The sequence below is a fragment of the Parascardovia denticolens DSM 10105 = JCM 12538 genome, assembly GCF_001042675.1.
Taxonomy (GTDB): domain Bacteria; phylum Actinomycetota; class Actinomycetes; order Actinomycetales; family Bifidobacteriaceae; genus Scardovia; species Scardovia denticolens.
The window spans coordinates 232,661-255,006 of record NZ_AP012333.1; the positions used below are offsets into that span (position 1 = coordinate 232,661).

The following is a 22,346-nucleotide window of genomic DNA, read 5'->3' on the forward strand; positions in this document are numbered from 1 at the left end:
CAAGCTAGACGTTTTGTATCCACAAAACACGCCGCCAACCCACACCCCTCCAACGCTTCTTTACGCCGGAAACCGGCGGAAAAGAGGAGGGGAGTGGAAGAACCCGAGTGCCAAAGGCGTGTGTAATATTGACATTTAAGTATTAGCATTATAGGAAAAGACAAAATGAAAAGAAGCAAAATTCAGCAGACTATAGGAGTGGAGTATCTGACCTCAAATATAGAAAACGATGAGTTCAGCTATAACAAAGCTCTGGCGAACGTCGGCAAGAACATTAACGATTACCGTACTATGCGGGGGGGGGGCAGGCTCAGTGAGTTCTTAGACCTTCGCTTCGAAAGCGATAGGCTTGCCATATTGATTGAGACTAAAAACAGCTTTAATAAATGGGACAAAGAGGAAATTGAAGAACAGCTACAGAACTACGTAAAGTGGGAAAAAATCTATAGCGACAAAAAAATTGTTGCTATCTTAGCTGAGACGGAAGGCGATGAAGTCTGGACATGGTACGGCCAGTCAGTAATCATCGATGAAAAGCATAAAGTACATGGTCAGAATAAGATACTTAGCTTCAAAGAGTATGAAGATTTATGTTTTGGGAAAGTCAACGACCGTATTAAAGTCGTAGACTCAATCAAACAGCTTAACGTCATGCTCCATTCAGATGGGATTAATGAACACCTGCGAAGCCAGTTCGTTGGTACCTGCTTACTCGCTCTGCAAAACGGATTAGTGTACGAGGATATCAAGGAAAGGCCTAATCCTTCAACAGGCAAAAGCATGCCTAAAACAGAAGTTGTGATTAAGGGTATCCAGCAAATCTTAGAGGGGCTACTCGCAAAAAGTGGAAGCATTAATAGAGCAAGCAAACTGGCCATTCTAAATAATAAAGTCCTTGGCGACCAAGATGTAACAAGTTTGTCTTATATAGAGTTGAGAACACTTCTCGAATACATCGACTCAAACGTCGTTCCCTACATCAACAACAAGAACACCGCAGGACAAGATCTCCTCAATCTATTCTTCACAACATTCAACAAATATGTAGGAAAATCAGATAAAAACCAGGCATTCACCCCAGATCATATTTGCGATTTCATGTGTAAAGCAATTGGCGTGAGCAAGAATTCCAGAGTCCTTGATCCTTGCTGCGGCAGCGGGGCATTCCTGGTTCGCGCGATGGTAGATGCAATGGATGATTGCGATACGGAAGAGGAACGGGAAAAAGTAAAACGTGAACAGATCTACGGAATCGAATATGAAGATGGAGCGTACGGATTATCCTCAACGAACATGCTCATTCATAGCGATGGAAACTCTAACATCATCCAAGACTCCATGTTTAACAAAGCGAAATGGATTGAAAGCAACGATATTAACACAGTACTCATGAATCCTCCATACAATGCAACGAAGAAGTTTTGTGACCCAGCATATGTCAAACAATGGGGAAAGACTAAAAAAGAAGACCCCTCAAAAGGGATCCACTTTGTTGAATACATTGCAAAACATGTTAACCCTACGGCAAAAATGGCTGTCCTATTGCCGATGCAAGCCGCTATTGGGACAAGCAATGAAATTAAAGACTTCAAAAAGAAAATGTTAGCAAATTATACCTTGGATGCGGTATTTAGCCTCCCCAACGAGATGTTCTACCCAGGAGCATCAGCGGTGGCCTGCTGCATGATTTTCGATTTAAGCCAAAAACATGAAAAAGCAAATCGAGAAACATTCTTTGGCTACTTCAAAGATGATAAATTCATCAAACGAAAAGGGCTGGGCAGAGTGGAACAGACAGATTCCCAAGGGAACAGTCTTTGGGCACAGACTGAAGAGCAATGGCTGAATCTATATAGGAATCGGAAAACAGTAGCCGGACTTTCTGTCACACATAAAGTCACTTACAACGATGAATGGTTGGCAGAAGCATATATGGAAACAGACTATTCAAAACTTAACGAAAAGAATTTCGAGCAAACTATACGCGATTATTATGCTTATCTCATCCGGAATGGAGTTGATACCAATGCTTGATACATCTCAATGGAAGCGGGTGCTTCTAAAAGATATTTGCACAATATCCATGGGAAATAAACTGGACTTTTCCAAAATGTCAACTGACTCGCCCACAGTATTATTCGTCGGCAGAACAGGGTCAAACAATGGAGTCATGGGACGTGTAGACTTACTCGACGATCTCGAACCATATCCAGGTGGAGATATGACTATTGCTTTAGGCGGGACTTTAGGCCACACCTGTGTGCAAACAGAGCCCTTCTACACATCGCAAAATGTCGCAGTGCTACATCTCTCTGACAAAATATCTACTCAAGCTAAACTATTTCTCTCGACAATAATTATGGAAGAATGTAAGTATCGGTTCGTGGCTTTTGGAAGAGAATTAAACACACACATTAGAAGAGACTTTTCAATCAAACTTCCCACCACAAACTCAGGAAAACCTGATTGGCAATGGATGGACACCTACATGCAAACTATCGCAGATCAAGAGAGAGAGGGCAAAAGCCCTCTTGACGAATCATTAATGACGCAAAATTTAAGTGCCAATTCAGAGCTGCCGAATATCAGTAAGTGGAAATGGTTCAAGCTTGGCGGTGAAAAAGGATTGTTCGAAATTAAAAAAGGGAAACGATTGACTTCAGAAGATCAAACTAAAGGAGATACGCCATATATCGGAGCAATAGACTCTAATAATGGTATTGCCAATCGAATTGGACAAAGACCTATGCATGAAGGTAATACGATATCGTTAAGCTACAATGGGTCTATCGGAGAAGCTTTTTATCAACCGCGACCCTTCTGGGCGACCGATGATGTAAATGTCCTATATCTGAGAAAGAAGACCGAGCACTTCAACAAATATTCGGCTTTGTTTCTTTGCACAATTCTTAAACAGGAAAAATATCGATACTCCTACGGTCGAAAATGGACAGTAGATAATATGGAAAATACTTTAGTGAAATTGCCTGCATTGCCCTCGGGAATTCCAAATTGGGAATATATGGCGACATATATAGAATCTTTACCATATGGAGATAGGATTTAAAAAAAATATTTCAATACGACAAATTGTTCATAAAATGTCAATCATGATATTGAAGTCAATCTGCTCAAGTTGATTGACGAACTTTTCCAGATACGTTGTCAGCTTCCCATCATTAACGAACAGTGAACGATCCTGGGTGAAGCGCCCCTGCTTATCTTTCAAGTATCTCAAACTAAAACCTGTCGAGTCAAGCTGTGCGACCGCGTGTACGAAGCACCAACTCTCAGACATACAGTAGGAACTCTTTCAAAGTCGGATCGTCTATACCCTCCATATGCGACCTCATCACCTCGTCCGGCTTATACTTCGGGAAGATATGTTCGGTAAAGATAGTGATAGTGTCTGTCATCTGAAGGCATCCTTCATAACCAAGCGAACAAAACGAGGCAGACTTTAATCAAGCCTAACCTAAAATCAAATGATAGCTATTTTCCCGGAATAAGAGAATCAGCTTTCTCCAGAAGTCTCTCGATGGTAGGAATATCGACTTTCCCGCCCATGTTCACCCGATGCGCTATCTGATTAATATTGACTCCGATGCGGTGGATCTCCGCCCGGATCGCTTGGAGCGTGGCGTTCTTCGCATCCTCCTGCTCGGTGTGGATGGTCTGCTCAATGAGAGCACGGGCTATCAGATACTTGCTCACACTGACGCCGGCTTCACGAGCTTTCCGTCGTATGTTTGAAAGCTGGTGTTCGGTCACGCGGATATGGATCTCTTTATTCCGCGGAGTATTGTGAGAGTGTTTTTGGTTGTGTGTTCCTCTGATTTCCATACCTATCAGCATCGCAGAAAATGGCTTTCCTCCTGGGTGGAAGGAGGTTTCCACCCGGTTGCTGTGTCTCTTGCTCGCATGATGGTTAGTATGATTCCGAACATCACCAGAGGCAGCAGCCCCGCAGGACTCTTGAGGTATCTTTTCGGCCCGGGACGCGCCAACGAGCATCATCACCAGCATGTGATCGCCGCCAGCAGCGACCTTACCGGCCAGTTCGACCTGGACGGGAAGCCGGCGGACAGCTTCCGGAAGATCGAGAGACGATTCGACAGAAACTACCTGAGACTGAAACGGGAGGGGGAGGATAATCCTCCCGACCGGCGAGGCAAACGCAACCCGGAGAAACAGAGCGGCAAGGACAGGATCTGGCACTGCAGCCTGGCCATTAAAGCCGGCCATGACATCCTCACCGACCAACAGTGGGTTAGCCTAGCGGAAGACTACCTGAAACGCATGGGCCTGGACGAGGCGACATGGATAGCCGTCCGGCACGGTTTATCCAAGAACGGCAACGACCATATCCACCTCATGGTCAACCTCGCCGGGAAAGAAGGCTGGTACAACCCCTACCACGACCGGATCCAAGCACAAGAAGCCTGCCGAAGCATGGAAGAAGCCTACCCCTATCTGGAAGCCCTGGACTACACCGCCAACCGGCAGGTCATCCGCTTCCAACAAGCAGAATACTGGGAATGGGCCCAATGGAAAGCCCGCCACGACTGGGATGAGACCCACCCTGGATGCGACTGGAGCACGCTCACCACCAGGCAGCGGCAAAACCTGGCCAAACAGGTCAAAGCGGATACCATGCCCAAGCAGAAACTCGGCCTCCTCATAGCCGCCCTGGCCAAAGACTCACACAGCGAGGACGAGTTCATCCGCAGAATACGCAGGGAAGGACTCATGATCGACCCCCGACTGAAGAAAGGCGTCACGAAAGGAGACTTCACTAATGCCAGCCAGGTCGTCGGCTACACCATCACATGGAAAAGCGCAGACGGATGGCGACAACGATTCAACGCCTACGACCTCGGCAAAGAACTCACCCTCAAACAGCTGCGCCGCCACTGGGCCACCGATCCGCGCAGCACACGCCTGGCCGCGTTGGAATGGCAAGCCAGCATGAACCACCACAGACCCGTCATGAGACAAGGCGCGGAAAAACAAGCCGACAACCTTACCGTACATGACATGTGCCGCATCATCGACCAAGCCTTCACCATCCTCCAAGACACCCGCTTCAATCTCGACGACCCACACGCAGTCAACCAGGCTGTCCGCCGGTTCGACCAGCTCTACAACTCCTACGGAATCACCTGGAACAGTATCCAAGACAAGGGAGATGAAAAGAGGTTCGTCCTATCACAGCAAGAAAAGACGGGTTCTCGTCTCCGCTAAATCAAAGAGAGTAGATAAAATAAACGGTGAGAGGGGATGAAAATATTGGTATCAAAGAAAGGAAAATGGTGAACGGTCTGAGCTTAGAGCAAGAAGCCGTGCTGACTATCTGCCGAGATAACCACGATAGAGTCTTCAATGAGCCAAACTCGTTTGAATATTCTGCGCTAGATGACTTAAAAACAGCTAATATGGTTGACGTCAAAGATTCATCCTTGGGTAGTTTTTTGCGCTTTCATGGAATGCTTCCAGCTGGTTTGGAACACTATAATAAAGCCAGGAAGGAACGGAAGCAGTTCAAGAGTGTCAGTGATGCTGCTGATGAACTCATGATGAAACTTGCCGTTGAAGATAGACATAAGCAAGAGTCTCAAGAGAATGGAGAAACTCCCTTTGTAAGAACTAACGAAGCGGATCCGCGATATTACCGGGAACTTTCTAACGCAGGCTTAATCGATGTGCGGTGGGCAGACAACAGACCTTACCTTGTACAAGTTACGGATGACGGTCGGCACTATGCGGAAGGAGACTTTATGAATCAGCACCCAAACACTTCCTTGCCAAATATAATTATCAACAACAACAATCAAGCAAACTCTAATGCTAATGCAGCCATTGAGGGAACCACAATTAATGCGGCAATCTCCGCTCTTATGCAGCTCAGCAATGTGAGCGAGAAAGACAAGAGTGCAGCAGAATCAGCGGCTAAAGAACTCGACACAGCAGCAAAGAATAAAGATAAAAAATCATTTGCTGAGAAACTTGAGACCCTTGCTGGCATTTTAAAGAACTCAACAGAAACTGCTACGACACTGCTACCTTTTGTGGCAAATGCAATCCATCTACTATTCAGCTAACCTATTTTTCGCTAAACTCTCTGGTGTCATGCACCCGACAAAGGCCGCATGGCACCGGAAACAAAAGTAAAAAAGAAGCGTGCCCCCACAGAGACTCGAACTCTGGACCCACGACTTAAAAGGACGCTGCTCTAACCAACTGAGCTACGGGGGCAACACCACCACATTATACAAGACCCCCATCGAAAAACGTAATCAGCGAGTCGAACTAAACACAAGCAAAAGAGGCGCACACGTTAAATTCCCCTGGAACGATTCCCTCGAATCCTGGAGCACAGCCAAGGTCGCTGAGCAGCGCAGGACTGGGAGAATCGTTCCAGGAAAACCATGAAGATTGGCAATACTCATCGTGAGAAGCCGGAGGAGAAGGAATCGGCAGAGGACAATCCACTAAGCGGATCCGATACAAGAGGGGCATCATCCTTCTCATTATCCTCGCTATCATCTTCTTCAAGAAGATAGGATTCCCAATCCGCGTTTCTTAGATCCTCGTCAATGAAATCCGAGATACCCGTCAGCTGCATGTCATTCAACCCAAGATGGGTGACAGCCTCATGAAGATCAATATTGTCATAATCCAAGGCGACGAAATCACCTCGGGTAAGAAACTCGTTGCCATTCGCGCCCCACATCGCCTCATACAGTTGCCAGACATGCCCGCCCAGTTCCTTCAATTGGCTGCGTGTGAGCCTGTCGGATGAGGATTCGCCAGAGGGAGCGGTATATTCGTTGATTTTCGTCTTATCAATCATGATGGTTCCTTTCCGTTAGTTTTTTGTCCTTGTGGGACGCTCCTGTGCTTCCGGTATCTGCATCAGGCCCGGCTGTACGAGTGGCGCAGCTGCTTGTGGAGTGGAGGATACGAGGTTGACCGCTTCCAGGACACTGTATGCGCTGATAGGATCATTGCCCCCGTATTCCGGTGTAGACATGTCAAACAGGTCCTCCTCCCGGTCCGACTCCACTACTTGAGCTGATTGAGGGGAGGCGGGTTTGTCCTCTTTGGAGGAGGGGGAAGCAGGGTCCGCGGTCGGATTGTCGTGCATCTCAGACGGGTTTTCAGGCATGATAGATGTCTTCCTTTCGTTGATGTGCGCCGGGCCTTCCGACCCACACCCTTATCATCCGCTTTTAAAACCAAGGTGCCGGGTGGAAAACAACACCGGATACCGCTGCCACCACCGGAAACCATGAGACGCCTTTGCGAGGCGGGAATTTTCAGCAGAATCTTCATGGGAAGACAGGGGAGCAGAAGGGAAGGCGAGGGGGCCGAAGGGGAGTTGAACAGGAATTGAGGGGGAGCGAATGGGAGTTGAAGGGAATCTGCCCATGAGCAAGGATTATGCGTGTGACGATCGAGGGATGTTTGCAACCACATCGGATATTCGGATATGATGACAATATGTTGTCATTAAACGAATGATCCTTTAATCCTCTACACTTATCATCAAAAACGGGGGCATCAGCAATGACCACCACGAACCTGAACATCAGAACGGACAAGGATGTCAAAAAACGGGCAGAGCGGATTTTCTCCGAACTAGGACTGAACATGACCAGCGCCATCAACATGTTCCTCAGGGCGGTCATTCGCGAAAACGGCATCCCCTTCTCCCCGAAACTGGGCACACCCAACAGGACGACAGCGGCGGCCATCAAGGATGGCCGGCGTATCGCCTCCGACAGCAACGTCAAAGGCTATACCGGTATGGATGATCTCAAGGATGCGTTGGACGTGGACGTATGAAATGAAATACGAGGTCAAATTCACCGATCAATCCAAAGGCTGAAAACGGCAAATAAACAGAGCGCGGGAGATCAAGCAAAGTAGGGGATATCAAACAAGGCAAAAGAAATCGTCTGCGGATTATTATCCTCTTGTATCCGCTTGCTTCGCGGCTCTCCCTAGACGCCACCGCCAAACCATCTTCGGTCAGCGTTCAGCCAGCATGTGGACAGCGGCAGAGGATTCCGCAAAGGATTCCTTCCCTCATCTTCCCGGCCTTTTGGTACGGTAAAGGGTAGTTGCGTCCCCAGCCCGAAGAATCGAAAACCGGAATCTGATGTTCGAAACGATAAGACAGAGGCCTAAGGCTTCGGTTCTGACGGCTTGGGTGTGCGCAATGCAAGGATTTTCGCGACGACATGTTTCGAATACCGGCAAACATTTGAATGATAATCAAATGATAACGAATGACGACAAATGAGAAGATAAATCTATATCATTTGAATGATTTCCAATGTCGTGTCCGGACGGTCGGCTCTGAACTCCGGGACTTTACCTCGTGGTCACAACGGGATACGGGATATGGATAACGTGGCGCGACGGGATGATGAACGGAGTTCTTGCAGACAAGAAGTCGGTTCAAACAAAGGAGGAAAATTGAAGTATAAGGACGGATTCCTCTCTTCGGCCCAGCCATCGGCTCAGGATGAAAACCTGGCCTCGGCCCATCTCAAGAAGCGCTCGCAGAAGCGGAATATGAGCAAGAAGCTCGTCGCTGTCATCGCCGCAGCCGCGGCGGCCTCCTTCGCTTTCGCGACCATGCCCGCGCAGTTCGCCTCGGCCGCCCCGGCGAATTCCCAGTCCGCTCAGGCGTCTCAGTCCGCACAGCCTTCCCAGCAGGCCGCCGGCAACCAGACCACTGAGGATCAGCTCCTTCAGGCGGTCGCCCGCGCCAAGAAGGCCGGCGTCACTGTGACCGAGGACCCGCAGCAGCAGAAGCAGTCCCAGGCCGAGGTCTCCGACGATTACGCCCAGCAGATCAAGCAGCTCAACGACGTCACCGCCAAGCAGGAAGCCAACATGAAGGCTTACAACGACAGCAAGAGCTCCCGTCAGGCGCAGATCGACCAGATCAAGAAATCCGCCATGGCCTCCGATGACGCCAACAGTCTTTACGTGACCGGTTCCTTCAACAACGCCGCCAAGGGCAAGGACTTCTACAAGAACATGAGCGTGGTCTACGCCGGTACCGACCCCTCGGTCAAGGTGCTGTCCAGCGTCGGCTACACCAAGGACACCCAGGTCACCTCCAACGCCCAGCTTGAACCGTCCACCGAGGATTGGCGCGACATCAAGCCCCTCTACAAGGTCAAGTCCTTGAAGGAAGGCGACCAGTTCACTTTCAGCAACGCCGCACAGACTTCCGACGGGCAGAAGCTGCAGGTTCGTTACACGGTCACCAACATCAACCGAATTTCGCCCAATGGGGACGTGACCTTCTACGTCGGTTACGGTCATGATTCCGCTCCGTCCTCCATCGCTTTCGATTACTCTGGCGCCAACAGCGTGTCGCTGAAGATCGAGTTCCTGGACGCCCAGTCCAACCCGGTCAAGGTGGTTTTGGGCACCGTCGTTTCCGACATCGACCATCGTCAGGGCGAGAAGATGACTTTCCCCGGCAACAAGATCAACATGATTCAGCCGCCGAACAGCGGCTTGGCTTTGGACGCCGCCGGCGGTTATTACTATGACACGACCGGCCTGGAAAGCTACGCCTTGGACGGCGCTCCCACCGGCACCGTCTTCGTCGCCGGCATCGGTTCCCAGATGGATCTGACCTTCTACATGGAGCCTCATCCATCCGCTGCCGCTGGAGCCACCAGTGACGTTCTCTTCTCCACCTTCGGCGCAGCCGCTGGCGTGCGGACCGTGGCCTTCAACCAGGCTCCCTCGCCCCTGGCCGCCCGTTACCATCTGGATACTGCTCCGAAGCCAGCTCCAACCCCGGTGACCCCCGCTCCGAAGCCTTCCCAGCCTTCTCAGCCGGCCAAGCCCGCCTCTCCGAAGCCGGCCCCCAAGCCCGCTCCCCGCGTGAAGCCTGCGGCCGTCAAGCCCGCTCCCAAGAAGGAACTGGCCCGGACCGGCGTCAGTATCCTGCCTCTGGCCGGCGTCGCTTTGGCCGTGCTGGTTCTGGCCGGTGTCGCCCTGGCTTTCCGCCGCAAGCAGAGGCCAGAGAACAAGTAAGTGACACCTGGTCGCCACCCAGTGACAACCGGCGGGTGATCAACCGCATGACAGGTGATTGACCACCCGCTTGCACGGATGGCGAATGATAGAAGCCAACTGATCGTAATGGTCGGTTGGCTTCAATTCGTTTCGGTTTCTTTTTCCTTATGCATAACAATGCATACGCACGCCTTAGCTTGTGTCCGTTCCCTCTAGTCCTTCTTTCAGTCCCTCAGCTCTTCAGCCTCAGCTTTTCAGCGCCGTAGCCTCCGCCGCAGGAAGAGAAGGATCTCTTTGCGGTAGTAGATCGCGTAGCAGGCGGCTATAAAGGGGATCATTGCAAGCAGGGCCGGCCTTTGCGAAGGGTCAAGGGCGACCAGGACCAAGGCTCCCAGGCACATGAGGATGGCCAGTAGGGGAGTGAAGGGGTATCCGGCCGTGCGGTAGGCGAGGGCGGAGGAATCGGAGGGGTCTTTCCCGCTTGCGATCAGACGCCGGCGGAAGAGGATTTGGCACACGGCGATGGAGATCCACACGAGGATGGTGGCCAGGCCGGAGATGGAGACGAGGGCCAGATAGACGGTGGAGGCGGCGTAAACGCTGGACAGGAGGGCCAGCAGGCTGCCGGCGATGCTGATGAGCACGGCCCAGACCGGCACTCCGTGGAAGTTGGTCTTGGCCAGCGGGGGAGGGTGCCTTCGCGCGCCAGGGACCAGACCATCCGCGAGCAGACGTAGAGCCCGGAATTGGCGGGGGAGATGAGGGCGGTGAGGACGACGAAATTCATGACGTCCCCGGCGAAAGGCAGGCCGATGCTTTCGAAGACCAGGACGAAGGGGCTGGTGCCCACTCCGACCCTCTTCCAAGGGATGAGGGCGGCCATGACGGCGATGGATCCGATGAAGAAGACGGTCAGGCGGAAAACGGTGCTATGGATGGCGCGGGGGATGGCTTTCCCTGGGTCTTTGGTCTCGCCGGCGGCCACACCCACCACTTCGGTTCCGGAAAAGGCGAAGATGACGGTCAGCAAGGTGGAGAAAACGGGGGCGATTCCGGTGAGGAAGAGCCCGTCTTTGGTGAAATTGATCAGGCCGGTAGCGTGGCCGACGCCGGTACTGCCCCCAGCCTCTCCGGCTCCAACGCCACCCGCGTGAAGGGGGAGGACCCCCACAATCGCCGCCAGACCGACCAGGATGAAGATCACGATGGTGACCACTTTGACGCTGGCGAACCAGAACTCCGCCTCGCCATAAATCCTTACGGACAGGATGTTCAGGCCGAGGACCAGACCGATGAAGAGCGCGCTCCACAAGGCCGTCGGGCTTCGGGGAAACCAGTGCCGCATGATGATCCCGGCGGCGGTGAACTCGGAGGCTAGGGCCATGATCCAATTCAGCCAGTAGAGGACCGCCACGGTGAAGGCGGTCCCAGGGCCGATGAATTTCTTCGCGTACAAGTGGAAGGACCCGGCGTAGGGCATGGCCACGGACAGTTGGCCCAGGCAGAGCATGATGCAGTAAATCAGGATGGATCCCACAGCATAGGCGAGCACGGCCCCGAAAGGTCCCGCTTCTTTGATGGTGTAGCCGGAGCTGAGGAAAAGCCCGGTCCCGATGACCCCACCGATGGAGATCATGGTCAGGTGCCGGACGGTCATGTGCCTTTGCAGGGAGTCCGTCTGTATTGACCGCTCGTCGGCAGGGTCCTCTGTGGAATCATCCTCGTTCATACCGTCCACCCATCTCGCTCATACCTCACCCATTCCGGGTCGGTTCCGTAGCCGCAACCAGTCCATGTTCGTCTTGATGCCTGGTCGTATTGTTTGTATCCAACCATAAGCTATGGAAATATACCAAAACTTCGCTATAAAAATGATTTCTGGCTTGATGGGGAGTGGGGGGGAAAGATGATTTATCACGGCTGCTGATTATTCGCAAGTACTGATTATTCACAGAGGCTGATTCTCCGCAAAGACCGATCATCCGCAGGAAGTGGTTGTCCGCCATGGTCGATGGCTCCCTCTGATCGCTGGCCATGCTCAGAGGGTATGATTGATGTGTCAAAGAGATATGTCAAATTGGTATATCCGCAGATGGGTTCAGCGCGGTCCGAATTTTCCCGAGGGAAAAGTCCGGGGGAACAGGACCAAGAAGGTCAGGCTCTGAGGTTAATCTGTTTAAGGAGTCAAGGCCGAGGATGGAGGTTCATTCTGTTAGGGAACTTCGAAGTTTACTATCCTATCGTCATGTCGGTTATTTGGTTTATCGGCACGATTTTCTACAACTGGGCCGCCCGTGGAGCGCGGACCGGGTATGAGGGCTCAGCCTACAAAAAAACGGATCAGTCTGCCGGGGGGCGGCAGGTGGAGGCCCAATCCGCCTCCACTCAGGCCACTGAGCTGCCCCAATCCGTAGCAGCACAGTCTTTAGCGGACCAGCCCACAGCGGCCCAACTTGCAGTCCCGGCGATCAGCGGGCAGGTGCTCGCGCCCACGCCGTCCTGCCGGTCCGCCACGGACATGCCCACGGTGGACGTGGTCATGAGCTGCTACAACGAAGAGCTGGTCCTGCGGTCGGCCGTGGATTCGCTCGAACGCTCGGTTTACCCCAATTACCGCATCGTCCTCATCGACGACAAATCCACGGACGACACCCTGTCCGTCATGCGGGAGCTGGAAGCCACCTACCCCAACATCACCGCCATCGCCTCCCCCAAGAACCTGGGCAAGGCCAAAGAGCTGAACACGGCGGTCGAAGAGAGCCGGGCCAAGTACGTGCTCTGCGTGGACGCGGACGGCGACTTCCACCCGCAAGCCATCGGCTACCTGGTCGACTTCATGGAGCGCCACCCCGAGTCCGGAGCCGTCACCGGCCGCCCCAGCGTGCTCAACACCCAGAAGATCATCGCCAAACTGCAGTGGCTGGAATACGCCATGAGCATCGATTTCATCAAGCGCGCCCAATACTTCTTCTTCGACCACGTCCTCACCGTCTCCGGCGTGTTGACCATGTTCCGCCGCTCCGCCTTGCGCAAGGTGGGAGGCTGGGACCCGTCCGCCCTCACTGAAGACATCGACATCACCTGGCGCCTTTACCGCGAAGGCTACACCTGCGGGTACGAGCCGCGGGCCTTGTGCAACATCTATGTTCCCGAGACGGTCTCCGGCTTTGTCAAGCAGCGCGTCCGCTGGTCCCGGGGCGGGGTGGAGGTCTCCCGCAAGCGCTTCGGCTATTTCAACCGCCTCACTCTGGGGGCGCATATGGTCGCTCTGGACGCCATGCTTTCCTACGTCTGGATCGTCCTCATGGCCTACTCCCTCCTGCGCATGGTGGCGGACCTCTTCTTCTCCCATAATCTGGAACTGCGTATGAGCGTGCTCATGCTCTACTTCATCTCCACCGTGGTCTGTTACCTGATGGCCCGCATAGTCAACATAAAGACTAAAGAGATCGTTTTCCCGCGGGGGTCCATCCTGCTCCTGCCCATATATTTCTACCTTTACTGGCTCTATACCATCGTCGTCACCATGGTCGCCATGTATCACATGTTCGATTATGTGAAGTTTGCGGCTTGGGGGGACTCGGACCGGGGGGCCATCGAATGAGGGGGTTGAGTACGGTTAAGACACGTAAGGCCATGGAAGTGGTATTTTTCGAAAGTCTCGGAGCGGATTTCGAAGAGGGGCGATGACCGACATGATGAATGACACGATGCCTAGCACGGCGCCGGATGTGATGCCTACCGATATTCCTAGCGAGATTTCTGCTGATACTCCGGTTGATTCCTCGGTTGACACTTCTGCTGGTACTTCTCCTGACACTTCCGTAGACGCTTCTCCCGACGCTTCCGTAGACGCCCCTATGGATGCTTCCGCGGATTCCTCCATGAGTGCTCCCCTAGACGCTCCACTCGGTGCCCGCGTTGACGAATCGGCGGCGGCTCAGGCGAAAGAGAGACGGGAGAAGTGGGAGCGGATCGGGAACCGGGCCGGGGCCATCCTCTTCGTGGTGACCATCAACGTCATCCAGCTCATCCTCATCGCCATCTTCGTCTTCTTCCTCGCGGGCGGCGGCGACGAGCGCCTGGTCAGTCTCTATACCCTTTTCAACTGCGATCCGGACCTGTTCTCTTCCACTTTCGAGACGGTCCTGTGGATCATCCTGGTTGTTTGCGTGATCGGTTTTGTGCGGATGATGTTCGTTCAGATCAAGCAGATTATCAAGGCGAGCCAGGCGAAGTCGGCCGCCCGCGATGCGCAAGAAGGAGGCCGGAATGCCTGAGTCCCCAAGTGAGTCCTTAAGCGGTTCCCCGCAAGAGTCCCCACGGAACGCCAAGATCGAAGACCGCCGCACCCGCCGCATGAAGGCCCGGGAGAGGTCCTGGCACATTTTCACGGCGGTCGTTCTGGTCCTGGCCTTGGTCCTCGCTCTCGTCACCGCCTACGCGCGCGCCAGAGGGGAGGAGAAGGTTCGCCAGGAACTCACGTCGGGGTCCCTGCCGCGAAGCGAGCGCGGGACGAACGGGATCATGATCCTCTGTTATCACCGGATCCTGCGCGACACCGCTGCCACCACTGTCTCCAAGGCCCTGTCCAACAACAGGCAGCTGCATGATTACGCCCTGAGCTACTCGGATTTCGAGAGCCAGATGAATTACCTACGCGAGCACAAGATCCAGGTGATCACCCTGGAGCGGATGACCGCCATGCTGCGTAAAGGCAAGAAGGTGAACAGGCAGTATGCGGTCATCACCTTCGACGACTTCGATCAGACGGTCTACGACAACGCTTACCCCCTGCTCAAGAAGCTCAAGATGCCGTTCAGCGTCTTCATCGTGTCCGCCATCACCGGCGAGTACGACAAAGGCAGCAAGATGGCCACCTGGAGCGAGATCAAGCAGTTGAGCCGCGACCCCTTGGTCAGCGTCGGCGCCCATACCCACGACATGCATTACCAGATCAACAACCGGTCGGCGCTCACCTGGCCGGACATGTATGAGCCGTTCACTCAGGATTACCGTTCCTTCCAGAAATCCTTGCGCGCAGAGCTGGGCAAGGAGACCATCTATTTCGCCTATCCTTACGGTCAGAGCACCACGCGCACGCAGCACTTTCTCACCCAGCGGGGCATGATTACTTTCGGCCTTGATGGGGGCGTGCTGACCAATGCGCAGATTACCGACCGGAACGTCCTGAAGACCCCGCTTTCCCGCGTGCTTGTTGGGGAATCCTCCTGGAACAAGACCGTCAAGCCGTGGATCAGGTAGGGGTTTGTTGGCGCCTTCTTGGGCGAGTCCCTGCGCTGAATTTTGGGTTATACTGATAGTGGGATGCCTACGCGATCTTGTAATAACCGTGTTCAAGCCATATGATAGCAATCGTCTGATGGGAGATATCATGAATCTGGACAGGACTGAACGAAGGAGTTCGATTATTGCCCTCACTGATGGCAGCTCTCCTAGCAGGTATTTGCTTTATAAAGATACGGGTTGGGATTGCGATTTCTTCCCTAACGTTAGAACGCAAGAACATTCTGATGCCGATCAAAAGCATGTGCGGGAATGGTTCAGCAAGGAGTATGGTGTTCCCCTGAACTCGATACGCCTTGTGTTCAAGACCAGTCATGAAAGTCGTAAACCGTCAACTGAGCATAATGGCCAAGAACGCTATTACGTTTATAACATTTACCAAGCCACCTTGGCAAAGCTTCCGGATACATGGAAAAAGGACACGTTTTCCATTGGCTCCCGCGAGTGCGTGTGGATGACCTTGGACCAGATGAACGCAGACCCCCGTATTCGTGAAGTGAATAGCGACGTGGTCTCAGCCGTGAAATCCGTCCAGTAGGAGATGAGAGCACGGGATTTTAGCGCCTCTTTTCTCAGGCGACTTTCGATAAAGAGTCGCTTGCTTTTTTGTGGGTCAAGATGTGCGTTGTGTTTTGTGTGAGCCCCTGAGCTGCGCGGGCCTGGCCTTTGCATTTATTTGTTGTGCATTTACTCATGCATGTTTGCCGTGCTGCTTCCTGCTTATAGCCTTTCCGCGAGAAAGCCTCCCGACGGCCCTGCGTACCAGTCCACGTTCATACGAGTTTGCGCTGACGAGGTAGGCAACGATCAGGAAGGCCAAGGTATAGAGGATGATGCCTAGAAGCAGGGTCCCCCATCGCGCTGGGAAACTCAAAGCGTTCCATCCCCAAGTCGCTGCCGCGCAGAGGATGATGAAGGGGAAGGTTTGCCGGGCGATACTTGCCCAGTAGGCTTTCATATCGAGTCGAATCCTAGCCGCGTAATACCAGTTGAGGATCAGACCGCTGCTGATGAACATAGCGATTCCGGAGGAGATCGCCGCCCCCACGCTGCCGAAACGGGCCGCCAGGATGATGGTCAGGAAAATGTTCAAGACGGCGGAGACGATGTACATTTCGGCTCGGAATCCGTATTTGTTCAATACCTGGAGAATTGTCAGTCCGATGTTTTGTGCGAGATCGATGGTGAAGGGCACGAGCTCGATCACCGCGACCCAATATGCATCCTGGTAGCCGGGGCCAGCCCATAAACGGATAAAGGTCTGCCCAAAAACTATGAAGCCGGTAAGAACGATCAGCAGGGGGTAAAGGGCGACCCGGCTCACTCGCGTGAACAGCTCCGAAATGGCGTGAATGTCATGATCCTTATGCCAGAGCTGGGACACTTTGGGCAGGAAAACGGAGGAGACGGCCGTCCCCAAAGGAAGGTAGGCGTTGACGACCTGGGAGCCGACCGAATATACGGCGACCACGCCCGTCCCATACATGAAACCGAGGATGAGCTGGTCGGTCTTCCAAAAGATCTGGTCGGCGACGGCGGCGAGGATGATGGCCCCCGAAAAGGCGAGGAGGCCTTTCTCCAAGTCTTTATCGAGCCAACGGAGCTTGGAATCCATGCCAAGCTTGCGTTCCGCATATACATGTTGGATTGTGCGGCAGATGGTATTGGCGATGAGCTGGGTGATGCTGACGGTAAGGGCGTAAGGGAAGAATTTGATGGCTACCAAGACCAACAAAGGCTGCAGGACCGTCGTCGCCAGCATGGTCGCGCGCAGGAAGACGAACTCCTCATGGGAAGTGATGACCGCGATGCTGATCGTGTTGTTCATGGTCACAATCAGATTGACCGCCAGGACGGCGATCAGGAGGCAGCTTTCGGTAAGCTCCCAAGGAGTGAAAGACTTTGCGTAGACCAGGCGGACGGTCACCGTGAGAATCACCGCGGCCGCGGAGAGAATGAAATTGGCCCAGCGGTAAATCCTTTTCAGAATCCCCAAGGTGTTGGACATACCGTCTTTGTCGCCCAGAACGTAATACTTGCTGTAATAGCGGGTCGCCCCAGCGGAGAGAGTCGAGTTGATGACGTTAAGATAGGCGATGACCGATCCGATCATCTGGAAGAGGCCGTATTCGGCCTTCCCGATTCCTCCAAGGAGCAGGGGGACGTAAATCAGATTGACGATAACCTGCGCCGCTGAATAAGCGTACGACATGATAGCGCCTGCTTTGCGTTTATTCACTGCTCAGCCATCCATTCTCGTCAAATTCGAAGGTAGTTAAAGCCCCCATGTAAAAGATAGTATACTCTAAAATATTAATTGAATACGAACAGCATTATGCGTTGGTTTTCTGGTCGAGTTATGCTATTCAGGAAAAAGGAAGGTGCCTTGTTTCGCTTTCGAGGAGGACTACCGCATGGTGAATCATTTTTTCGGGCAGCCGGTTGTACCAAAGCATGCGAAGAGGTTCTCTGGCTCACATATTCTGGGTGAAGCAGGGTATGATTCCATTGGTGAAGTGACTTTCCACAATCAGGAAGGTTTTCAGTACGAGTTTCTGCCTTTCCAGGGCAGATTATCGAAAAAAAGTATAGTTATTCTTGAAGTTTTCATGGTTATTTTTCTCACATGGACATTGATCATTGTCTCGAACAGAGTATTGAACGGTCCTTTAACAGTGACTACTTCAAATTACTCAACTGCTTTCGGTTCAATGGGGACAGCAATAAATCAATTTAATCCTAAAACCGGTGTTCAGACATTCACAAAAGATACGGATTGGCAGCAAGGCGCAATCGCTTTAAAAAGTCCAATTAATCTAGACCGAGATTTCAGTATTACTCTCTCCGTCAATCTTGGTAATAAAGATTCTCAGAAGTTTGGAAGCGATGGTATAGCCTTTTTCTTCCATTCGGGCTCAGCCTGGGAGTTTGGACATTCTGGTGGCAGTCTTGCCATCGGAGGTATCAAGGACGCCTTTGGATTCAAATTAGATACATATTATAATAGCCAAAGCGATGCAGAAAAGGGCGCAAAAAAAGGAATGCAGTACTCTGCTGACCCTCCACAATTCGTTGCAAAATCTTTCGGCGCTTTTATCAATACGCAAGGCGTGAACTCGCGGGGGGAAAACGATTCGCAGGTTCCGAAAGGCTTTTCGCAAGTCCTATTTTCAAATCCTTTACCGCAGGAAATCCCCCCACCAGATCACAATGAATTTCGAGATTTCTCTCTAATTTACAACGGTGAGACAAAGATGATGACCATTCGCTACGCTGGAGTTGTTTGGGAGAAGAATGTTAAAGAGTGGATTGGTCGCTCTTCGAAATGGTATTTTTCTATTGCTGCAACTACAGGAAGTGGTTATCATAATAGGCAGCAAGTACGAATTCAACGATGCGAATTCACTCCTGCGAAAATCAATTCTTAGAAGCATGAGCTGGGTGGAATAAGTTGTTTTCTTGACGATGGTTAAAATTTCTTGGAAAATGAGTTTTGATGGGAGGGTGGTGGCGCCCGTGCTGTCTGTACGGTCTTCCAGTTAAAAATCGATATAACCATACTCGTTCTAGTATAGAATTAGTTGAATTTAAATAATCCGGGTTTTGCGAGTAAATTATTGACGCTATCGCTAGTACAAAGAAGTCGACATAGAGCCATAAACAGAGGGCTTCCATAAGACCAATGATTATGAAAAGCGAGTATGAAATGAAGATTGTCTTTGGTGCCTTCAATAGCTTCCACTCGCAGTATAAAAGTATAGCGATCCCAGCTGAACCTATGAGAATTCCATTTTGGAGAATTAATCTGGCGAACAAATTATCTACTACAAACCGTATTGGTTCCCCATGTAATGAGTATGATTGAGCCGGCGCTTTGCTATAATTGTTTCCTAGGAGGGTCAGCCCGTATTTTTCATAGTAGCTATGCATGAGATGGAATCGACCCGAAGAAAGAGAATCGGTTATAGACCAAAATCGTATCTTAGGATTAAACAAGAATAGTGCAATAATGCTAAAGAAAGCAATTGCCAGCGATAAAGCTGCGATTAGGGATGTAATGGTTTTCTCGAACCTCACTTTGAAGTTGGGTTTTAGCTTAGGCTGAATAACCAGTAAATAAAAAATGACAAGTATTATCACAAAAAAACATATTGTAGATGTGCGAGAACCGGTGATGCGATACGTAAACAGAGCAAGAATCAGACAGGTTATAGCGTCAAACCATCGTACTGCCCAACGTTTTAGTGTCAAGCATACAAGGCAAATAGTGAACAGATAAATCGCAAGTGTATTTGGGTGTGTGAACCCCATAGAGTGACGGATTCCTCGCGATCCAGAGGCATTCAAAATAAAATCTGAAATCGTACCCGAAGCATATCTTCCAAAAGTTAGGATTCCAATTAGAATGAGGGAAACTATCAAAATAAAGGCTAAAGAGATTAGAGACAGGCCCTGGGCAGTCAAAATGAATAAGAAAATCCATACTAAAGTTTTTGATGAGGAATATCGTGAAGAAATGGCGAGCAAGCCTCCCGCCAACCCGAGCAGCAATAAATGTTTTACTTTATATTTCTGTAATACAGCTTTTGTACAAAGGCAAATGAGAACGATGCCGTAGCAGATTTTTTTAAAGTGATTAAGATCGAGAAAAAGGAGTGTTTTATTACCAGTTAAACCAAGCCAAGAATTAAAAGTGAAGACAAAGAAAGCGATTAAAAACAAGGCTTCCCCAAGTTGTTTCACAAGATGATTTTGAGTACTGGGAATTTGTAGGTCTAGAAATCTGCGGATTTGCGACATCATACACCTGCCAGGCCAGCATGAGATTTTTGGGAGTGAATTTTTGAGGAAACTTTGAATATCAGTGTTAATAGAGTAGCATTCTGGTATTTCGCAGCGAGGCATACTAGGAACCCTCGTGCCGAAAGGTTATATTCAGATAAGCGAATTCTACGGAGGAGTCGGAATGATTTAATCCGAAAAATTGCGCTTAGGCAGTTGCGCAGAAAGCAATTACTCAACTTCAGCGAATTATTGCCCCAACGATAATTCAGTTCTGAATACATGCGCATTCCTAGATCAGAGGCATCCCAACCGAATCTTTCTCCTGATTCGCAATAAATGTTGAAACTCTCAAATTGATGTATTACATTGCGAAGGTCAAGATGCTTCGTTGTCGAGCCCGCCGATTGTATATACCAATACCAAACTTCATCAACAATGACCACAGTGTGTGCATTTTGAATTGTAATACTTCCGAATAAACCATCTTCGGCTAATGACATTTTTTCAGAGAACCTTTCATCCTTGATAAGGTTGCTCGAATATAGTCTTGGAGCTATTGGATGTGGGCGAATGCCGAAATAGTCTGATCGGGTATGGCCTTTTAGAGGGGTTCCAGAGATTGTAAATCGTAAGAAGGAACTAAGTTCAGACCCTGATAATGCCTTTTCACGCGAAACCAGGTTAGAAGGTAGCTGCGGCTTTGACTCTCCCAAACTAGAATGCGCCAAACGTCCAATCGCGATATCCGCGTTATTGCCCCGCAATGCTTGGGACGCATGTTCCAAGAAAATCGGTTCAACGGTGTCATCAGCGTCAACAAAAGTGATGTACCGCCCTCTACAGGTATCCAATCCGAAATTCCGAGCCTTGGAGACCCCTCCACGGGGCAGATGATAAACATGTATACGGGGATCCTCATGCCCTGCTTCGTCGAGCATGGCGACCGTGTCATCGTCACTCCCGTCGTCAAGGAGGAGCCATTCAAAATCGGTCAGGGTCTGGTTCAGAACGCTGTTTTTGCATGCCAGGAAAAGCTCTTTGGGGGTATTGTAAACAGGAGTGATGATGGAGACGAGAGGGTGGTCTGAGGTGGTTGCCGTCATCGGACCGCCTCCCCGGAATCGGCGTCATCGCCCAGTATCTCCAAGGTCCGGCGGAGCCCGTCGGCGATGGAATAATGCGCTTCCCAGCCCAGGGACCGCAATCTGGACCCGTCCATCATGGCCTTGGTGGCTGTGGAGTAACCCGCCGCTTCAATGGCGTCCGGCAGCTTGAAAATCACCTGCTGGCCGCTGGCTGCGGCGATCGCGCTGGCCAGGTCTTTCAACATCACGTCGGATTGGGCGTCGGCCACGTTGTAGGCTTGTCCAGCTTCCCCTCGCGTCAGCGCCGTCAGCAGGCCCTCCACCGTATCCGCCACGTAGAGATAGGAATATTCCTGGGTCCCTTCGCTCTTGAGGACTATGTCTTCGTGGGCCAGACCTTTCTTGATGAATTGGGAGAGGGCTTTGGAATCCGAAGAGAGCATGGTGGGGCCATAAGTGCGCGGCAGACGGGGGATGAAGACGGGGACGTGCTTTTGGGCCAGAAAGGCCTGGCACAAGGCCTCCCCGCAGCGTTTGGACTCGGGGTAGCCGGCGCGCAGGGTGTTGCTGTTGATGTATCCGCAGTAGTCTTCGCTGAATTTTTCGGTGTCTTCGCGGTTCTGCCCGTAGACTTCCACCGAGGAGGCGAAGACGAACTTGGCCGGCGTCTCGCCCATGCAGGCGTAATCCAAGAGGTTCATGAGGCCTTGGATATTCGAGGTCACTGTTCCGATGGGGTCGGTGGCGTAGGCACGGGGGTGGGTGGTGCTGGCCAGGTGGATGACCACGTCGGCCGGGTGTGAAGGACGGCTTCCGGGGAGGCTTACGTCCACCTGGTCAAAGGAGAAATGCGGGTCATCAAAGTAAGGGAGCCGCTTGTGTGCCTTCTCTTCGTCGCGGCCCATGGCGATCACGCGGATGCCGGCCTCGTCCTTGGCTGTTTTATGCATGAGGAGGTCAACCAGGAAAGTGCCAATCATGCCGGTCGCGCCGGAAATGGCGATCGTCGCCCCTTTGAACGAAACCCAGTCGATGCTGAGCGATTTCGCGACCGTTTCCAAGTCTTCCTGATAGAGCTTGTTTTCCAACCTGTGCATGATGCCTTCCATCCGTCCG

19 protein-coding genes, 1 tRNA gene and 1 pseudogene are annotated in these 22,346 nt (G+C 51.5%); 11 read left to right on the forward strand and 10 right to left on the reverse strand.

Features of this window, described 5'->3' with window-relative positions; all coding sequences use genetic code 11:
- Positions 1–165: 165 nt before the first annotated feature.
- Together PSDT_RS01015 and PSDT_RS01020 are read left to right on the forward strand one after the other, a co-directional pair.
- On the forward strand, positions 166–2,034 hold the full coding sequence (locus tag PSDT_RS01015) for an HsdM family class I SAM-dependent methyltransferase (RefSeq protein WP_006289543.1): 1,869 nt from the start codon (positions 166–168) through the stop codon (positions 2,032–2,034).
- Entirely contained in the window at positions 2,027–3,067 is a 1,041-nt protein-coding gene (locus PSDT_RS01020; protein ID WP_006289544.1) for a restriction endonuclease subunit S, read from the forward strand. The genes PSDT_RS01015 and PSDT_RS01020 overlap by 8 nt, the downstream gene beginning before the upstream one ends.
- 27 nt (positions 3,068–3,094) lie before the next feature.
- Here PSDT_RS01020 and PSDT_RS01025 read toward each other — a convergent pair whose 3' ends face one another.
- On the reverse strand, positions 3,095–3,298 hold the full coding sequence (locus PSDT_RS01025) for a hypothetical protein (RefSeq protein WP_006289545.1): 204 nt from the start codon (positions 3,296–3,298) through the stop codon (positions 3,095–3,097).
- A 194-nt stretch (positions 3,299–3,492) separates the two neighbouring features.
- Positions 3,493–3,897, reverse strand: coding sequence for a plasmid mobilization protein (locus PSDT_RS01030; protein ID WP_231859828.1), 405 nt, complete (start codon positions 3,895–3,897; stop codon positions 3,493–3,495).
- A gap of 24 nt (positions 3,898–3,921) precedes the next feature.
- Here PSDT_RS01030 and PSDT_RS01035 point away from each other — a divergent pair, with 24 nt between their 5' ends.
- Together PSDT_RS01035 and PSDT_RS01040 are read left to right on the forward strand one after the other, a co-directional pair.
- Positions 3,922–5,244: a relaxase/mobilization nuclease domain-containing protein gene (locus tag PSDT_RS01035; RefSeq protein ID WP_006290732.1), complete on the forward strand. Its 1,323-nt coding sequence runs from the start codon at positions 3,922–3,924 to the stop codon at positions 5,242–5,244.
- A gap of 65 nt (positions 5,245–5,309) precedes the next feature.
- Positions 5,310–6,101: a hypothetical protein gene (locus PSDT_RS01040; RefSeq protein WP_006290731.1), complete on the forward strand. Its 792-nt coding sequence runs from the start codon at positions 5,310–5,312 to the stop codon at positions 6,099–6,101.
- An 80-nt stretch (positions 6,102–6,181) separates the two neighbouring features.
- Here PSDT_RS01040 and PSDT_RS01045 read toward each other — a convergent pair.
- The 3 genes from PSDT_RS01045 to PSDT_RS01055 form a co-directional block, all read right to left on the reverse strand.
- A tRNA-Lys gene (locus PSDT_RS01045) sits at positions 6,182–6,255 on the reverse strand.
- A 190-nt stretch (positions 6,256–6,445) separates the two neighbouring features.
- Positions 6,446–6,853, reverse strand: coding sequence for a hypothetical protein (locus tag PSDT_RS01050; RefSeq protein ID WP_006289548.1), 408 nt, complete (start codon positions 6,851–6,853; stop codon positions 6,446–6,448).
- 15 nt (positions 6,854–6,868) lie between these two features.
- On the reverse strand, positions 6,869–7,168 hold the full coding sequence (locus PSDT_RS01055; RefSeq protein ID WP_006289549.1) for a hypothetical protein: 300 nt from the start codon (positions 7,166–7,168) through the stop codon (positions 6,869–6,871).
- A 401-nt stretch (positions 7,169–7,569) separates the two neighbouring features.
- On the opposite strand from PSDT_RS01055, the gene PSDT_RS01060 reads away from it, so the two are divergent.
- Complete coding sequence (locus PSDT_RS01060) at positions 7,570–7,848, forward strand: type II toxin-antitoxin system RelB/DinJ family antitoxin (RefSeq protein ID WP_006289550.1); 279 nt, start codon at positions 7,570–7,572, stop codon at positions 7,846–7,848.
- Between the two features lie 636 nt (positions 7,849–8,484).
- Entirely contained in the window at positions 8,485–10,071 is a 1,587-nt protein-coding gene (locus PSDT_RS01065; RefSeq protein WP_143828313.1) for a hypothetical protein, read from the forward strand.
- A gap of 236 nt (positions 10,072–10,307) precedes the next feature.
- On the opposite strand, the pseudogene PSDT_RS01070 reads toward PSDT_RS01065, so the two are convergent.
- Positions 10,308–11,782, reverse strand: a pseudogene (locus PSDT_RS01070) (amino acid permease).
- A 516-nt stretch (positions 11,783–12,298) separates the two neighbouring features.
- On the opposite strand from PSDT_RS01070, the gene PSDT_RS01075 reads away from it, so the two are divergent.
- From PSDT_RS01075 to PSDT_RS01090, 4 genes are all read left to right on the forward strand, one after another.
- Complete coding sequence (locus PSDT_RS01075) at positions 12,299–13,657, forward strand: glycosyltransferase (RefSeq protein ID WP_143828314.1); 1,359 nt, start codon at positions 12,299–12,301, stop codon at positions 13,655–13,657.
- A 91-nt stretch (positions 13,658–13,748) separates the two neighbouring features.
- On the forward strand, positions 13,749–14,333 hold the full coding sequence (locus tag PSDT_RS01080) for a sialidase (protein WP_223293595.1): 585 nt from the start codon (positions 13,749–13,751) through the stop codon (positions 14,331–14,333).
- Positions 14,326–15,318 carry a polysaccharide deacetylase family protein gene (locus PSDT_RS01085; protein WP_036737473.1) on the forward strand — a complete coding sequence of 331 codons (993 nt, stop codon included), beginning with the start codon at positions 14,326–14,328 and terminating at the stop codon, positions 15,316–15,318. The genes PSDT_RS01080 and PSDT_RS01085 overlap by 8 nt, the downstream gene beginning before the upstream one ends.
- Positions 15,319–15,436: 118 nt before the next feature.
- On the forward strand, positions 15,437–15,898 hold the full coding sequence (locus PSDT_RS01090; RefSeq protein WP_006290723.1) for a hypothetical protein: 462 nt from the start codon (positions 15,437–15,439) through the stop codon (positions 15,896–15,898).
- A 153-nt stretch (positions 15,899–16,051) separates the two neighbouring features.
- On the opposite strand, the gene PSDT_RS01095 is transcribed toward PSDT_RS01090, so the two are convergent.
- Positions 16,052–17,572, reverse strand: coding sequence for an oligosaccharide flippase family protein (locus PSDT_RS01095; protein WP_006290722.1), 1,521 nt, complete (start codon positions 17,570–17,572; stop codon positions 16,052–16,054).
- 202 nt (positions 17,573–17,774) lie between these two features.
- Here PSDT_RS01095 and PSDT_RS01100 point away from each other — a divergent pair, with 202 nt between their 5' ends.
- Complete coding sequence (locus PSDT_RS01100) at positions 17,775–18,788, forward strand: lectin-like domain-containing protein (protein WP_006289557.1); 1,014 nt, start codon at positions 17,775–17,777, stop codon at positions 18,786–18,788.
- Here PSDT_RS01100 and PSDT_RS07985 read toward each other — a convergent pair.
- From PSDT_RS07985 to PSDT_RS01115, 3 genes are read right to left on the reverse strand one after another with little or no spacing between them, the layout of a single operon-like run.
- The gene (locus tag PSDT_RS07985; protein ID WP_143828315.1) at positions 18,778–20,103 is read right to left on the reverse strand and encodes a hypothetical protein; all 1,326 of its coding nucleotides are present in this window, start codon (positions 20,101–20,103) and stop codon (positions 18,778–18,780) included. The genes PSDT_RS01100 and PSDT_RS07985 overlap by 11 nt on opposite strands.
- Before the next feature lie 56 nt (positions 20,104–20,159).
- Complete coding sequence (locus PSDT_RS07990; protein WP_006289559.1) at positions 20,160–21,248, reverse strand: glycosyltransferase family 2 protein; 1,089 nt, start codon at positions 21,246–21,248, stop codon at positions 20,160–20,162.
- Positions 21,245–22,327, reverse strand: a complete 1,083-nt coding sequence (locus tag PSDT_RS01115; RefSeq protein WP_006289560.1) for an NAD-dependent epimerase/dehydratase family protein — start codon at positions 22,325–22,327, stop codon at positions 21,245–21,247. Before PSDT_RS01115 ends, PSDT_RS07990 begins: the two co-directional genes overlap by 4 nt.
- Positions 22,328–22,346: the final 19 nt, after the last annotated feature.